The organism is Sphingopyxis fribergensis, from assembly GCF_000803645.1.
Lineage (GTDB): Bacteria > Pseudomonadota > Alphaproteobacteria > Sphingomonadales > Sphingomonadaceae > Sphingopyxis > Sphingopyxis fribergensis.
In genome coordinates this window covers 155,226-169,867 of the sequence record NZ_CP009123.1, presented here as the reverse complement: position 1 = coordinate 169,867, position 14,642 = coordinate 155,226, and the positions used below count along the sequence as shown (strand labels likewise).

11 protein-coding genes and 1 pseudogene are annotated in these 14,642 nt (G+C 58.8%); 2 read left to right on the top strand and 10 right to left on the bottom strand.

Annotated elements, in window-relative coordinates:
• Positions 1-12 precede the first annotated feature (12 nt).
• The 5 genes from SKP52_RS24180 to SKP52_RS24160 all read right to left on the bottom strand — a co-directional run bounded on the left by SKP52_RS24180 (position 13) and on the right by SKP52_RS24160 (position 5,743).
• Positions 13-699: an OmpW/AlkL family protein gene (locus SKP52_RS24180; protein ID WP_052209043.1), complete on the bottom strand. Its 687-nt coding sequence runs from the start codon at positions 697-699 to the stop codon at positions 13-15.
• An 84-nt stretch (positions 700-783) separates the two neighbouring features.
• Entirely contained in the window at positions 784-2,448 is a 1,665-nt protein-coding gene (locus SKP52_RS24175; protein WP_052209042.1) for a GMC family oxidoreductase, read from the bottom strand.
• Positions 2,449-2,494: 46 nt separating this feature from the next.
• Positions 2,495-3,949 carry an aldehyde dehydrogenase family protein gene (locus SKP52_RS24170; RefSeq protein WP_040110215.1) on the bottom strand — a complete coding sequence of 485 codons (1,455 nt, stop codon included), beginning with the start codon at positions 3,947-3,949 and terminating at the stop codon, positions 2,495-2,497.
• A 57-nt stretch (positions 3,950-4,006) separates the two neighbouring features.
• A complete protein-coding gene (locus SKP52_RS27405; RefSeq protein ID WP_228383950.1) occupies positions 4,007-4,477 on the bottom strand; it encodes a rubredoxin in 471 nt (156 codons plus the stop codon).
• A gap of 69 nt (positions 4,478-4,546) precedes the next feature.
• On the bottom strand, positions 4,547-5,743 hold the full coding sequence (locus tag SKP52_RS24160; protein WP_202189423.1) for an alkane 1-monooxygenase: 1,197 nt from the start codon (positions 5,741-5,743) through the stop codon (positions 4,547-4,549).
• Positions 5,744-5,948: 205 nt separating this feature from the next.
• On the opposite strand from SKP52_RS24160, the gene SKP52_RS24155 reads away from it, so the two are divergent.
• Together SKP52_RS24155 and SKP52_RS24150 are read left to right on the top strand one after the other, a co-directional pair.
• Positions 5,949-7,178 (top strand): NAD(P)/FAD-dependent oxidoreductase, encoded by a 1,230-nt coding sequence (locus SKP52_RS24155; protein ID WP_040110212.1) that lies wholly within the window; start codon positions 5,949-5,951, stop codon positions 7,176-7,178.
• Positions 7,179-7,405: 227 nt separating this feature from the next.
• Positions 7,406-9,979: a LuxR C-terminal-related transcriptional regulator gene (locus SKP52_RS24150; protein ID WP_228383949.1), complete on the top strand. Its 2,574-nt coding sequence runs from the start codon at positions 7,406-7,408 to the stop codon at positions 9,977-9,979.
• Between the two features lie 460 nt (positions 9,980-10,439).
• Here the strand turns inward: SKP52_RS24150 and SKP52_RS24140 are convergent.
• The 5 genes and pseudogenes from SKP52_RS24140 to SKP52_RS24115 form a co-directional block, all read right to left on the bottom strand.
• Positions 10,440-11,485, bottom strand: a pseudogene (locus SKP52_RS24140) (IS3 family transposase).
• Between the two features lie 207 nt (positions 11,486-11,692).
• Complete coding sequence (locus tag SKP52_RS24130; RefSeq protein ID WP_228383948.1) at positions 11,693-12,085, bottom strand: PaaI family thioesterase; 393 nt, start codon at positions 12,083-12,085, stop codon at positions 11,693-11,695.
• Positions 12,082-12,933, bottom strand: a complete 852-nt coding sequence (locus SKP52_RS24125) for an alpha/beta fold hydrolase (protein ID WP_228383947.1) — start codon at positions 12,931-12,933, stop codon at positions 12,082-12,084. Before SKP52_RS24125 ends, SKP52_RS24130 begins: the two co-directional genes overlap by 4 nt.
• A 16-nt stretch (positions 12,934-12,949) precedes the next feature.
• Positions 12,950-13,276 carry a 2Fe-2S iron-sulfur cluster-binding protein gene (locus tag SKP52_RS24120; RefSeq protein ID WP_040110207.1) on the bottom strand — a complete coding sequence of 109 codons (327 nt, stop codon included), beginning with the start codon at positions 13,274-13,276 and terminating at the stop codon, positions 12,950-12,952.
• Between the two features lie 34 nt (positions 13,277-13,310).
• The gene (locus SKP52_RS24115; protein ID WP_040110206.1) at positions 13,311-14,564 is read right to left on the bottom strand and encodes a cytochrome P450; all 1,254 of its coding nucleotides are present in this window, start codon (positions 14,562-14,564) and stop codon (positions 13,311-13,313) included.
• Between the last annotated feature and the right edge of the window lie 78 nt (positions 14,565-14,642).

Here is a 14,642-nt window from a genome sequence, read left to right as displayed (position 1 = left end):
TCGAATATATATTCAAAAACGAAGGGTAACCCCAACGCTCGTCAGAATGGGATCGATGTCGAGCCGGGTCAGCGCGGGCGCTCCACCTAGCGAACCTGACGCGTGCGTGGAGAATGGAACATACCGAACGTCAGCGTTCAGCATCCATGATTTATTGAGTTCGTACCGAACGCCCAATTGCCCAGTCGGCGCCCAACTGTCGCGGATGTTGAAATCGCTCAATGCTCCGTCGTGCTTGTTGAAGAACAGGACACGGCCGACGCCTACTCCCACATAGGGATGAAGCTTGCCCTGGCTATTGAAATGATACTGAGCCGAAAGGATTACTGGTCCATAATGGACCTTGGCCAGTGTCCCGAGCGGTCCGATGCTGCCGGTGCCGTCGATTTCGGCAGGTGCGGGCACCCCCAAAAACACATTGGCGGCGATGTTCGGCGTAAAAAAATACCCGACGTCCAGAGTCGGCGTAGTCGCGTTTCCAATTCGCACGTTAGAGCCGGGTAGAGGTGCGCCCGCCAGAGTGATGTTCGGGGCGTTCTCATCCACAAAAACCTCGGTCGCATTCACAGTGACAGCCCATCGCTTCAGTTTCGGCGAGTCCTGCGCGGAAGCGGGCGTGGCAAGAACGGCACTCAGTAGGAACAATGCTCCGGCAAGCGGCAAAGCCGTTGGATCCGCAGGCTTACGAATGAAGGTCATGTTATTCTCCTCTCCTTGTGATGCGCCGCCACTGCAGGACGTCGTCTGTAATTTGTCGGCCAGATCAGCCGTCGGAATGCCCGTTCATCCGACCTGACTTCGCTGCCTGGCACCTAGCGATACGGTGGAGGATGATCCCTCCTCCGTGCCCGCCATGAGCCTTGTTTTCCCGAGAATGAGTTCGGCGGCCCGTTCCGCGATCATCATCGTTGGCGCGTTGGTGTTCCCGGCGACGAGGGTGGGCATGATGGAGGCATCGACGACACGAAGGCCCTCCACCCCGCGGACGCGCAACGCCGGATCGACGACGGAATGCGGATCTCTTCCCATCCGGCATGTCCCAACCGGGTGGTAGATCGTTTCGGCCCGATGGCGGATGTCCGCTATGACGTCAGCTTCGCTCTCGATTGACGATCCGGGAACCAGCTCGCGTTTCGAAAAGGTCGCTATCGACGGCGCCGACAGGATCTGACGCCCGATCCTTACCGCCCAGACCATCGTCTCGATGTCTTCGGGAGCCGAGAGATAGGCGGGATCGATCAAGGGATCGTCGAGCGGATTCCGGCTCTTTAGCCCGATCCGTCCCCGGCTCTTCGGCAACAGATCGCAGACATGCAACGTGTAGCCATAGCCGAAGGCGATCTGGCGGCCGTGGTCCTTCAGCAGAGTAGGAAGGAAGTGAAACTGCAGGTTCGGGCGACTTTGTGAGGGTGAGCTTTTGACGAATCCGCCGGATTCGGCAACGTTGCTCGTCAGAAACCCCCGCCTCTGGAACACATAGGATAATGCGCCAGCCAGCGCTCGCGGGATGAATGATGGGGCAACCCCGATCGGCGTGCGATCGCTCGCCTCGTGCATGATCGTGATGTCGAGATGATCTTGCAGGTTTTTTCCAACCGCCGGCAGATCGACGACGACCGGAATGCCGAACACCCCTAATTCTGCCGCGTCGCCGATGCCGGAAAGCATCAGCAACTGTGGTGAATTGATCGCACCGCCCGACAGAATGACCTCGCCCCTGGTGCGCAGGTCGGTGAGCTTGTCACCCGACGCATAGGTCACCCCGACAGCTTTGCGCCCTTCCAGAATGATCCGCGTTGCCCGCGCTCCGGTTACTATTCGGAGATTAGGCCGCCCTTTTGCGCCTGACAGAAAGGCTCGGGCGGAACTCCAACGCCGCCCTTTGCGTTGCGTAACCTGGTAGAAGCCGATCCCATCCTGCGTGTCGCCATTGAAATCGGCGTTGTGCGAATACTGCGCTTCTTGCCCAGCCTCCACGAATGCTTCGCTCAGCCGGTTGACGGTCCGAAGATCGCTGACATGAAGCTCGCCATAACCGCCGTGGTGCGCGTCGGATCCGAATCGCTCGTTCGCCTCCATCGCCTTGAACAACGGAAGGACATTATCGAAGGACCAGATTGGGTCGGCCGCCTCTCCCCAGGCGTCATAGTCCTCGCGATGACCACGGATATAGACCATTGCATTGATCGAGCTTGAGCCGCCGAGTGTCTTTCCACGCGGCCAGAACAGTCTCCGGTTGCCGAGGTTGGGCTGCGGCTCAGTCTCGTAGGCCCAGTTGAGCGTCTTGCTCTTGGAAAGAAGCGCGATCCCGATGGGCATGTGGATCAGCGGGCTGCGGTCCGGCGGCCCCGCTTCGAGCAGACAGACCTTTATGTCAGGGTTTGCCGACAAGCGCTCTGCTAGCAAACAACCAGCGGATCCCCCACCCACTATGATATAATCAAACATCCATGTCTCCGATCTGTAGTGCCAAGACCACTCTCTGTCTGGGCGCTCAGCCTAGAATGCGAACCGTAATATCGATCAATCGCTTCACGGCGGGCGTGTAGGGCGGAAACAGAAGCCGCAAAACAGAGAACCTGTCCCTCAACACTGCGCGTTCGTGCGAGAATGCCTTGAAGCCGTGGAAGCCATGCGCGCTTCCGATACCGCTGTTGTTGACCCCTCCGAACGGCAGATTGGGGTGCAGGTACTGGACGACGTTCTGGTTGATACAAACACCGCCGGAACTGGTCCTTTCGATGATTGATTCCCAAGCTGGGGCATGCTTGCTGAAGATATAAAGAGCGAGCGGCTTGGGGCCGGTGTTGATTGTATCGATAACGCGGCTGATATCGTCATATTCGATCACTGGCAGAATCGGCCCGAAAATTTCTTCCCGCGAAATTGCCATTTCGGGGTCGGTCCCCCCGATCAGCGTTGGCGAGAGATATTTCTGATCCGGATCGCGGACCCCGCCTTCGAGGACCAGCGCGCCACGCGAGGTTGCATCGTCTAGCAGCGCGCTGAGGCGATCGAAATGCCGAGAATTTACGATCCGCCCGTAATCCGCACCGCATTTCTGATCGCGCTCCGTCTCCCCGTATACGCCCCGGATTTCGCGGCGGAGGGCATCGACCAGGGGCTTCGCCTGATCGCGTGCGACATAGATGTGGTCGGGTGCGATGCAGGTTTGGCCATTGTTGGAGAACTTCCCCCAGACAATCTTGCGCGCTGCATCGTCGATATCGGCTGTCGAATCGACGATCGTTGGGGATTTGCCGCCGAGTTCGAGTGTCACCGAGGTCAGGTGCTTTGCGGCTGCCGCCATCACGATCTTGCCGACCTGTGGGCTACCGGTGAAGAAAATGTGGTCGAAAGGCAGGTCGAGCAGTGCCTGCGAGACCGAGGCGTCGCCCTCGCAGACGGCAACCCGATTCGCCGGGAAGGTTTCCTCCACGATCTGCCGGATGACGGCTGATGTCGCCGGCGTCAGCTCGGACGGCTTGAGCATGACCGTATTACCGGCGGCCAAGGCGGATACCAACGGTCCAAAGGTCAGATTGACCGGATAGTTCCAGGGCGCGATGATCAGACACACGCCTCTGGGTTGGTAGCGAACCTGCGCGGTCGTGCCGAACATGCCGAGCGAGCCTCGAACGCTGTGCGGCTTCGACCAGGACTTCAGGTTCCGCCGGGCGTGGGATATCTCCTGATAGACCGGGAAGAGTTCGGTCAGCCGCACCTCAGGTTCCGGCTTCCTGAAATCAGCATCTAGCGCCCTGATGATGTCGCCTTCGCGCCGCTTGATCGCATTCTTCAGCCGCGTCAGGCTATCCAGGCGTTCCTGCAGGCCGAACCGCGCTCTGTCCCGTTCGGCTGCCTCGCGTTGACAGGCAAAAAGGGACTGAACCTCCTTCATGCCGCCGCCCGAGTCGGAAATGGCGCGCGTGAATGCTTGGATATTCATGGAGTTCCCCTCAAGCTGACGCAGCGACCAGAGCCACAGCGCGGCACCCGGCGCCCATCAGAAGTCGAGACGCTCATAATCTTCTTTCGTCGCGCCGCAGTCAGGGCAGTACCAATCCGCAGGTACATCGGACCATCGGGTTCCAGGCGGCAGACCTGTCGCCGGGTCGCCGACCGCCTCGTCATAGATGTGACCGCAGGTCACGCAGTGCCATTTCGCGAACGGTTCGGCGTCTGTTGAAGCCTCGATCGCCGTCGCACTCGCGCCCTGCGCCAGCAGAGGGATGAAGTCCGCCTTGTCGCGAACGGCGCAGTCAGGGCATGCCCAATCGTCGGGAATTTGCGCCCATGTCGTGTTGGGTGCAAAGCCCTCATGTGGGTTGCCCTTGGCTTCGTCGTAGATGTAGCCGCAGTCTGGGCATTTATATTCGGTCATCGCGCTGCTTTCTTCCTGCGTTAAGCGGTGGACGAATTCCGGAGAAAAGGCGACGCCGCCTGGGGCGCCGTCGCCAGGTCTTGCATCCAGCATCGCTACTGGGAGGAACGTCCGACCTTCTGAAGGGCGATCGAGTCGAGTCAGATCGCCTGCGGTATGAACTTATGTTACGGGAAGCCGGCTACCCTGCGATGCACCGTATTTGCGGGCGATTCGCTTTCTGCGCGCCGGATCAATCTGGATCTTGTCGATATCGCCATTGGCCCATTTGACAACGCGAGGATCCATTACTGACCGGAATATCGGCGGGATCATCGCCATGAAGAACATGCCCGGATATCCCGTGGGCAGTTCCGGCAGGCCCTTGAAGTCGCGCAGCGACTGATAGCTGCGCGTCGGATGAGCATGGTGATCGGAGTGCCGCTGAAGGTGGAAGAGGATGAGATTCGACGCGATGTGATTGCTGTTCCACGAGTGACGCGGCTGAGCGCGCTCGTACCGTCCGTCCGCCATCTTCTGGCGCAGCAGTCCGTAATGCTCGATATAGTTCGCGCTGGTGAGCTGCCACCAGCCGAAGGCGACCTGAATGGGCAGGAACACCAGCAACTTCGGATTGGGACCGAGAGCCAGAACAAGCGCGGTGTAGACTGCCAAGGTAATCATTAGCGGGGGGATGATCTCATTGTCGAGGCTCCAGACACCCTTTCCGACACGTTCCAGCCGCACTTTTTCAAGATTCCACGCGCGCAGGAACGCGCCCGGAATTTCGCGGAGCGAAAATTTGTAAATGCTCTCGCCCATGCGAGAAGTGGCGGGGTCTTCGGGAGTCGCTACGTCGCGATGATGGCCCTTGTTGTGCTCGATGAAGAAGTGCCCATAGCCAACCACGGCGAGAACGATCTTGGCCATCCAGCGGTCGAAGGGTTCCTTCTTGTGCCCGAGTTCGTGGCCAGTATTCAGCGCCAGCCCGTTGACGATCCCCAGGGAGAAAGCGAGAGCCACTACCTCCCACCACGCGATCGGCTGCGTCGTGATCCACCATGCACAGCCGATCAGCGAAGCATAGTGCACCGGAACGGTAAGCCAAGTGAGAACTCGATAATAGCGGTCTGCCTCGAGGCGGGCAACTGCCGCTTCGGGAGGATTGTTCGGATCCTTGCCGAAGAGGACGTCGAAGACCGGGATTGCGCCGTACCAGACGAACAGAGTGAATGCGTAGAAGATGCTCCATCCCGTCAGGTGGACGAGATAAAGCCCGATTAGCGGTGCTGCCGGCCAAACGACCGACAATACCCAAAGATAACGCTTCCTGTCGACATAGCGATCAGGCGCGCCGTCACTCAAAATGGTTGTGCTCATGGACATTTCCTCTCGATGCGCACGCACTTCCTGCGTCTCTAACTTTGGGCAAGTCGTGCCGCTTTGTATTCTTGGCTACTTCATCTCGTGGAACAACCCAACTAAAGTGGGGTTTTATCCCTATCCGAATTTTCTATCGAATGAGCCTGAAGATCAGAATGATCGCCCTGCCGGTCAAACCACAGCGTTTCAGGAGAGAGCATCTATGGGCCGAGCGGATGAACATGTCGTGATTCTGGGGGCGGGCCACGCGGGCGGAACGGCGGCAGCCATCCTTCGCCAGCTTGGATTCGAGGGGCTGATAACGCTCGTTGGTGAAGAATCCCTCCTTCCCTACCATCGTCCGCCGCTTTCCAAGGCTTCGCTCCGGGCCGAACCGGGTAAAGCTCCGACACTCCTGAAACCGGCCGGGTTCTACGAAGCATCCCAGATCGGCCTGCGCCTGGGTATTCGGGCGGACAAGCTGGAACGCCAATCCAGGACGGTGACACTCTCGACCGGCGAGGTTCTGCAATATGACTATCTCATCATCGCGACGGGCGCTCGCCCGATCAAGCTGCAGGTAGAGGGGTCGGACCTAGACGGGGTTATGGAATTGAGAACGGCGGGCGACGCGGAACGACTCAAAAACGCCCTGCGAGCCGGCCGGCGCCTTGCCATAGTCGGCGGCGGCTACATCGGCCTGGAGGTGGCCGCGTCCGCACGAGCGCTTGAAGCGGAAGTAACGGTGATTGAGCGCGACCTGCGGCTGCTCGCCCGCGTAGCCTGCCCAGAACTTTCCACCTTCTTTCACGAATACCATGCGAAACAGGGCGTCCACTTCGAACTGGGTGTCACCGTGTCGGGGTTCGAAGGTCATGATGGGCGTGTAAGCGGTGTGCGTCTCGACGATGGTCGAACGATCGCGTGCGATGCCGTCCTCGTCGGCGTCGGCGCCGTTCCCAATGATGAAATCGCGCGGGATGCCGGGCTGAATACAGGCGCCGGCATTTTCGTCGATCTTGAAGCGCGCACATCCGATCCCGCCATCTTCGCCATCGGCGACGTCGCCCGTCGCCCCATCCCCCACTACGCCCACGTCGCTCGTCTCGAGAGCGTGCCCAATGCACTCGAACAAGCCAGACAGGCCGCCAACGCCATTGTCGGCGGCCCCTCGTCGACCCACGAAGTCCCCTGGCAGTGGTCCGACCAATATGACATGAAACTGCAGATCGCCGGCCAGGCGACCGATGTCGACAATGTCCTTCTGCGAGGCACCCCGTGTGCCGCAGGCTTTGCGATTTTCCATTTGAAGGGCGATCGGATCCAGTGCGTCGAAGCGATCAATTCGCCACAGGATTTCCTGGTTGGTAAGCAATTCATCAGCGCGCGCACGAATATCGACCCTAGCAAGCTGAGCAATCCCGCCATCCCTTTGAAGGAGGCCGTCATCTGACCCGCCTTGCACATCGCCGGCGGAGGCGTTGCGGGGGAATGGTCACCAGCGTTCCGGCTGGGTTTGGCAGGAATGACAATCTCTGTAATATAGGAGTTCGGTTGTGCCGCTGAGAGCCGACGGAAAAGGCAGGCTAGAGCAGGAGAGGAAGTTCGACGATCATGGATGGTGTCAATGAACGGGTAGCGAGGCTCGCGTCTGGATGCCTTCCGCGCCCGCGCCTGTTCATGGCTGATGAAGCTAGACGCCGCCACCTCCTTCGCGCGCCTTCTGGCTATGGAAAGAGTGTCGCGATGGCCCAGTTCTGGGCCAATCGCCGTCAAGGCGGGGCCTATGTGGCCTGGACGTCCGCCAAGGAATGCGATTATAATCCCCGTCTGCTCGCAGAGCGCATCCATGCGCAGATAGTCGCAGCATACCGCGCCACCGGGAATGACCCTCCACCGCTTCCGGGCGCCGTTCCTCAGACGCTCCACGCTCTCGCCGCCTGGTTGCAGGAACTCATTGATCAAACGAAATCGATTATTCTCCTCTGTTTTGACGACATCGGGTTTCATCCGGATTTGACGGACGAGATCGAGGACTTCATGCTGACTGCGCCGGCTGACGTCGAGATCGTGGCAGCAACGACTGCGGGCATCGGCTTTGCGCGCATCGCCGCCCGGCGACAGCTCCGGGAAGTCGGGACGGATGCGCTCGCCTTCTCGCTTGTCGAAGCGAATGCAGTCGCGCGTGGCGAGCCCGGAATTCTCATCTCGGAACCGGACATCCATTTGCTCTGGAAACGAACACTAGGCTGGGCGGAACCACTATGCCTTTTGTTACAGGCCGCTTCAACGAATCATGCAACTGCGGGACGTCTGGTCGTCGATCGTGTTACCGGTCGCGATAGCGATCTGGATCGATATTTTCGCAGCGCCATACTCGCCAGTCTCCCGAGTGATGTGCGGGAGTTCTGCATCCGCGCCTCGATCCTTGGGGTGATCTCCGCCGACTACTTCAACCATGTTTTCAACAGGGGCGATGGGGCCTACTTCATCGAAAAGCTCTCCGCCGAACGCATGCTGCTTACCCCACAGGACCGAACACAGTTATGTTATGAATTTCACCCGCTGCTCCGCGAATTTCTCGAGCACAGGTTTGCGGTAGAGCTTCACGGCCTGAAATCGGAACTGTTCGCCCGGGCTGCTCAATGGCAGCGGGCAAGCGGTCATAGTCGCGAAAGTATCAGCCTCTATCTGCGAGCGGGCGATTTGGACGCTGCGGCCGAGGTCGCGTCAACGAGCATGATAGACATCGCGTTGCGCCAAGGCGAGGTGGATCAGATCCAGTTATGGCGGCGCAGCTTCTCCGAGGCTGTCTCTGACCCAACGATCATTGTCGGATCGGCCTGGGCGCAGATTTTCAGTCACGACCAGAAACAGGCGGCCGCGCTGCTGACGGAACTTCGCGCCCTCAGCGCCGGCCTTTCCGACGAAACGGCCCGGCGGCGGACGAAGTGGTGGTGCGATCTCGTCGCCGCGATCGGCGAAGCAACCGCGGACAATCTTGCCGAAAGCAGACGGCAATGCGAGTTATGGATAAAGTTGAATGGTGATGCTGATCTCGTCTCCAGGGGGGCAATCCTCACATGCCTGTGTTTTATTGCGGCCAGCGAACGGCGGTTTGACGACCTGGAAAAATTGAGTATTGAAGCATCCGCCGTCAACATCGTCGCCGACCATCGGTATGCGCTCGGCTGGCTTCACAGCGCGATAATCTACAGCGACATTTCGCGGGGCAATATGCAAGGCGCCGCCGAGCGCCTTAGATGTGCGCGAAACGACAACATAGCCCAGATCAATGCCACACCGTTCTCTGCCAATCTCCTGGAAATACTGGAGCTTGAACTACGATACGAGACGAACCAACTTGACGGTATCGCTTCGCGGGTTGATAATATTCTGGATTTCGTACGTCAACACGGCGTGGTCGATTTCCTCTTTTCGGCCTTTCGTACTGCGGCAGCCATCGCCAATCGCGAAGGCGACCGGAGAGTCGCCAGCGAACTCCTTTGGGAAGCGCGCCTGATCGCAAGGGAATGCACCTTCCCGCGTCTTGATGTGCTCGCGCGTCTTGCCCTGGCCAATCTACTGGTCCTGGATGGCCCCGACGAGGCCATTGCGATCTTGCCGGCGCAAAGCGAGCCTGTTTTTCAGACATCACACGGCCCATGTTTACGCGCCATGAGGTCGCTCGCGGAAGCTCGTATCGCAGCGCGAAAAGGGAAGCATCATCTGTCGAGCCGGTTAGCGAGCGCCACGTTGGATCACGCGCGTCGCAGCCAATCGAACAGGCTGGAAATTTCAGCTCTGATGTGCCTCGCAGGCGCCAATGCGGCAACAGAAAGGTTGGCGGTTGCCGAGCAACGCGTAGCGGATGCCATCGATATCGCCGCACGAAAGGGATGTTTTCGAACGTTGCTTGACGAGCGTCAATATCTGGAATTTTTAGGACCAAGCTCGATACCGCTGCTCGATCTCCTGCCAGGCGATCAGGATTTTGGCAGCCACCGCATCGAGTTAAATGATTATCCTGCCTTCACATCAAAAGAAATCAAAAATGCTATCCTTACGAGAAAGGAATTGGCAATTCTCCAGAAGATCAAAGAAGGTCTTTCAAATCGCGAGATCGCCCTAAAACACAGAATTAGCGAAGACACAGTTAAATGGCATGTCCACAACATATTTTCCAAGTTTGGAGTTAAAAATCGCGTCCAGGCGATATTATTAGCAGATAGTATGAAACTTTTTCACAAATGAACATTTCTATTCAACGCTCGCCAATTGGCTGACGGATGATTCAATCGCTCCGTATCATGGTATCGAATGATGCGGCAATCGGGGCTTTTCGGCTTATCGGACCACAAGATGATGTTGTCGGCGGATGGCGATTCGCTGGAAGTGCTGGCGCGGGTTGTTGATTTCGAGGCGTTTCGCGCGACGGTGGTTTCCGCGCTGAATTATTCGGATAGGCCCCTGTGCATTATTCGGACACAGATACACAGTTGCAGTTTTGTGTGCAGCGGCAGGTGGCTTTCGGCATCGAGGTCGAGGCGGTCGGACCAGATGACGTGCGCCCCTGATTGTTACCATTCAGAGGTAGAGTCCGGCTCCTTCTACACTACTGCCCAACCTTGGACCGTTCCGGTCTAGAGTTTTCCGCCTTGCTGATCCTACACCATTCTCAGGACCACCCGGGGTTAGAGTTTCCCGGCCTTGATCACGGTGACGGGCTGGGTGCGCCACCGGGATTTACCAGCGTGATCGGGGGCTTGTTGCCGATGGAACCATGCGGCCGATCCTCGTTGTAGTATCTGCGCCACTCCTCCAACTTTTCGCGGGCATCTGCAAACGTCAGGAACCAGTGTGTGTTCAGGCACTCCGCCCGGAACCGCCCGTTGAACGCTTCGATGTAGGCATTGTCTGTCGGCTTGCCGGGCCGGGAGAAGTCCAGCGTGACGTCGTTGGCATAGGCCCACAGGTCCAGGTCGCGGCTGATGAACTCGGAGCCCTGGTCGACCCGGATCGTCTTCGGATAGCCAACCATGGCGCAGGTCACCTCGAGGGTCTGGACGACGTCTTTGCCACGTTAGCTGAAGCGCTGACGTGATGTGGTGGACGACCTCCGTCAGTACGCGGATCTTGCGGCCTGTCGCCAACTGGTCATGGACGAATCCATGCCCCACACACCATTCTCGCGGGAGGCCGCGCAGTGGTCTTCCCTCAGCTTCGCCTTCACCCTTCGCTTGGGCGTCTTGTTACGCAGTTGGAGGCCCAACTCGTTGTAAATCCTGTGCGTTAGCTTCATTTTGATCTCCCAGCCTTCATGGCGAAGAAGAACGTGCACCCGCCGGTAGCCGTAGCGGGCGCGGGTCTCGCAAATCTCACGGATGCGGGCTTCAATGCCGGCCTGCTCGCGGCGGCGGGATTTGCAGTGGTAGGTTGAGGTGTCCATCTCCAGAACCTGGCAAGCCCGGCGGTTCGACACGCCCCAATCACTGCGAACCCCGTTCACCAGCTCGCGTTTACGAGCAGGCCTCACAGTTGTCGGCGAATGACATCCTGCAGCATCTCCTTGTCCAGGGACAGGTCCGCCACGAGCTTGCGCAGCTTCGCATTTTCGTCCTCGAACTGCTTCAGTCGACGCATATCCGGCGGCAGCATGCCGTCATACTTCTTCTTCCAGTTGAAGCAGGTCGCCTGGCTGATCCCGGCCCTGCGGCAGATGTCTGCCACCGGAACGCCATCCGCGCCCTGTTTCAGAATGAACGCCTTCTACGCGTTTGAGAATCTGGATGCCTTCATCATCCTTCGCTCCTCCCAGCCAGGGGAGACTACGGCGAAAAACTCTAACTCAAAATGATCCAGCTTTTCGGGATCAGATCAAAATGCGCTCCATGCTCTCCAGGATGTTAGCCAATATCAGTGATCTCGACCCCGACCGAAGTCGGTTTGAGCGTGCGACAATGCCAACTACATATTGTATGCCCCGCGACCGCTGGCGACCAGTGTTCCGGCTTCATCGTGAATGCGTACGTCGGCCACGCTTAACGATCTTCCGGCCTTGATCAGGCGCCCTTCGGCAAGGAGCGTCTGGCGGCTCGCCGCCCGGTGGTAATCAACCCTCAGATCGGCGGTGGACTTGGACATGCTTCCTGACGCGAGGACAGTGTAGAAACCTGTCAGATCGATCAGCGAGGCAAGAATTCCGCCGTGCATTGACGGCAGCGTCGGGTTGGAGATCATCTCGTCCCGCCACGGCATTTCGATCAGAATGTGTTCGGCATCCGCTTTGACCATTCGCAGGTTCAGCCACCGGTGAAACGGCGCGACCAACAGTGTGCGGTTAAGATCTTCGAGTGTCACGCGATTGTCTCCGGTTCGGCCTGGCTTTCGAGGAATTCGAGAATTGCCCTGCTGAAGACGTCGTTGTCGTCACCGACGACCATGTGTCCCGCGCCGGAGACATCGGTGAACTGCGCGCCGGGCACCGTCGCGACAAATCGTTTCGCAGCCTCAAGGGAGATCAGGTCGCTCGATCCGCCCCGCACCAGGTGGACCGGTAGCGCGAGGGCGCATGCAGCCGCCTGGGCTTGGGCATAGTCCTGTTCGCGGCGCGCGGCCATGTGATTCAGAAAACCAGGATCCCAATGCCAGCGGTAACGCTGGTCAGCGTCGAGGCGGAGATAGCTCTTCAGACCCTCGCTGGCGCCTCGCTTCTCGCGGTTCGGCATATAGTCTGCGATCGCCTCCGCGGCTTCGTCGTATGACGCGAAGCCGCGCTCCACATGGGCGTTCATGAATCCGACAATTCGCGAAACGCCCTCCGGGTCCATTTCCGGCGCAACATCGACCAGCGTCAGCGACGCAAAGCTGCCCGGTCGGACCGCGCCTTCCGCTACAAGTGCGGCCAATCCGCCAAGCGATGCACCGATCACATGCGGCCGCTGGTCCAACCTGTCGCATACAGCTAGGATGTCCTTGCCGAAATCGGCAAAGCGGTATTGGTCAGGGGCTGCCCAGTCGCTCTCGCCATGGCCGCGCATGTCGATCGCCAACGAACGATAACCGTGCTGCGCCAATTGCTGCATCGTCTTGCGCCAGGTTCGCCGGGTCTGCCCCCCGCCATGCGCCAGTAAGACTGGCGGTCGACCAAGGCCATCGCCGACAAGGCTTGCGGCGATGGAGATGCCGCCGCTTCCGTCAAACGTCATGTGCATGGCGTATTGCTCAGTGCTGAAGTTCTGGCAGATGCAGCACCAAGCCATCGAGTTCGGGGACCATCGAAATCTGGCAGGCGAGGCGACTAGTCTCGGTCGTCCCCTCAGCGAACTGGATCAGATCGCTCTCCATGCCGCCTTCTTCCGGCGGCCCGACCCGATCCATCCAGGCCAGGTCGACATGGACATGGCACGTGGCGCAGGCACAGACCCCGCCGCAATCGCCGTCGATCCCCGGCACACTGTTGAATAGGGCGGCTTCACGAGCGCTGAGCCCCTCGTCTATTTCAACCGTTCGACGGGTGCCATCGGCGGAAACAAAAGTCACTTTGATCATTTCGATGTTCCGTATTTCAAGCGAAATCAGGGCTTTAGTGCACGTGGAGCTTCACCGGCAGCCGGGTGATCCCGCGCACCAGATTCGACAGTAGCCGCTCGGGTTCGCCGACAACTTCGACGAAGCTGTAGCGCTTGAGGATTTCCTCCCAGATGATGCGAAGTTGCAATTCGGCCAAACGGTTGCCCATGCAGCGGTGGATACCGAACCCGAACGAGAGATGGTGGCGCGGATTTTCGCGATCGATGATGAACTCTTCGGCCCGGTCGATCACGGTGTCGTCGCGGTTGCCCGAGAGATACCACATCACCACCTTGTCACCTTTTCTGATCTGCTTCCCGCCAATCTTCACGTCCTCAAGCGCGGTGCGGCGCATATGGGTCAGCGGGGTCTGCCAGCGGATGATCTCGGGGATCATGCTTGAAACGAGCGCCGGATTGTTCCGCAATTTCTGATATTCGCCAGGGTTCTGGTTGAGGGCCAGGACCCCGCCGCTGATCGAATTGCGGGTGGTGTCGTTACCGCCCACGATCAACAGCAACAGATTACCGAGAAATTCCAGGAAGGGCATGTCGCGGGTCGCCGGGGAATGCGCCATCATCGATATCAGGTCGTTGCCGCCGGGCTGGTCGATCCGCTGGTCCCACAGGCCCTTGAAATACATCGCGCACTCGATGAGTTCCTCGCGACGCTGCTCAAACGATTCAACTATGCCAGTCTCTGGCGATGCGGTGGTGACATCCGACCAACGTGTGAGCTTGGCCCGTTCCTCCCAGGGAAAATTGAAAATCGTCGCAAGCGTCATGGTGGTAAGTTCGACCGAGACCAGCTTGACCCAGTCGATCTCTTCTCCAACGGGCAGTGCATCGAGGATGGAGCCTGCCCGTTCGCGGATGATCGGTTCAAGCAGGAGCAGGTTCGAAGGCGCGACAACAGGACTTACAGCCTTGCGCTGCTGATCGTGCTTGGGCTGATCCATCGCGATAAACATTTCAAGCTCAAGCGCGCTTTCGTCGCTGTGCATGTCCTGGACCGAGATGCCGCCCAGCTTGGCTTCCGACGAAAAGACCTTGTGGTTGGTATCGACCGCCATGATGTCGTTGAACTTGGTCACCGACCAATAGGGTCCGAACCGGCTCTCTGCGCAATAGTGGACCGGGTCTTCGCGGCGAAGCCGGGAAAAATATTCCCCCACCGTGTCATTTTGGAAGAGGTACGGATTGGCGACATTGATCTCGCCCAGCGGAATGGAATCGACGGTTTGGTTATGGACTGCCGAGGTTGCCATGCATCTGCCCTTTCCTGATGCGTCAGCTGCTAGCCAAATGGGTCGCACGAGTCAATAAAGATTATCAGCTTTTACGCC

Excerpts from the sequence above, each read along its gene's own strand:
- SKP52_RS24125 (WP_228383947.1), bottom strand. The coding sequence starts at position 12,933 with ATGACGTTTGACGGAAGCGGCGGCATCTCCATCGCCGCAAGCCTTGTC.
- SKP52_RS24150 (WP_228383949.1), top strand. The coding sequence starts at position 7,406 with ATGGCTGATGAAGCTAGACGCCGCCACCTCCTTCGCGCGCCTTCTGGC.
- SKP52_RS24115 (WP_040110206.1), bottom strand. The coding sequence starts at position 14,564 with ATGGCAACCTCGGCAGTCCATAACCAAACCGTCGATTCCATTCCGCTG.
- SKP52_RS27405 (WP_228383950.1), bottom strand. The coding sequence starts at position 4,477 with ATGCTGGATGCAAGACCTGGCGACGGCGCCCCAGGCGGCGTCGCCTTT.
- SKP52_RS24160 (WP_202189423.1), bottom strand. The coding sequence starts at position 5,743 with ATGAGCACAACCATTTTGAGTGACGGCGCGCCTGATCGCTATGTCGAC.
- SKP52_RS24155 (WP_040110212.1), top strand. The coding sequence starts at position 5,949 with ATGGGCCGAGCGGATGAACATGTCGTGATTCTGGGGGCGGGCCACGCG.
- SKP52_RS24180 (WP_052209043.1), bottom strand. The coding sequence starts at position 699 with ATGACCTTCATTCGTAAGCCTGCGGATCCAACGGCTTTGCCGCTTGCC.
- SKP52_RS24175 (WP_052209042.1), bottom strand. The coding sequence starts at position 2,448 with ATGTTTGATTATATCATAGTGGGTGGGGGATCCGCTGGTTGTTTGCTA.
- SKP52_RS24120 (WP_040110207.1), bottom strand. The coding sequence starts at position 13,276 with ATGATCAAAGTGACTTTTGTTTCCGCCGATGGCACCCGTCGAACGGTT.
- SKP52_RS24170 (WP_040110215.1), bottom strand. The coding sequence starts at position 3,949 with ATGAATATCCAAGCATTCACGCGCGCCATTTCCGACTCGGGCGGCGGC.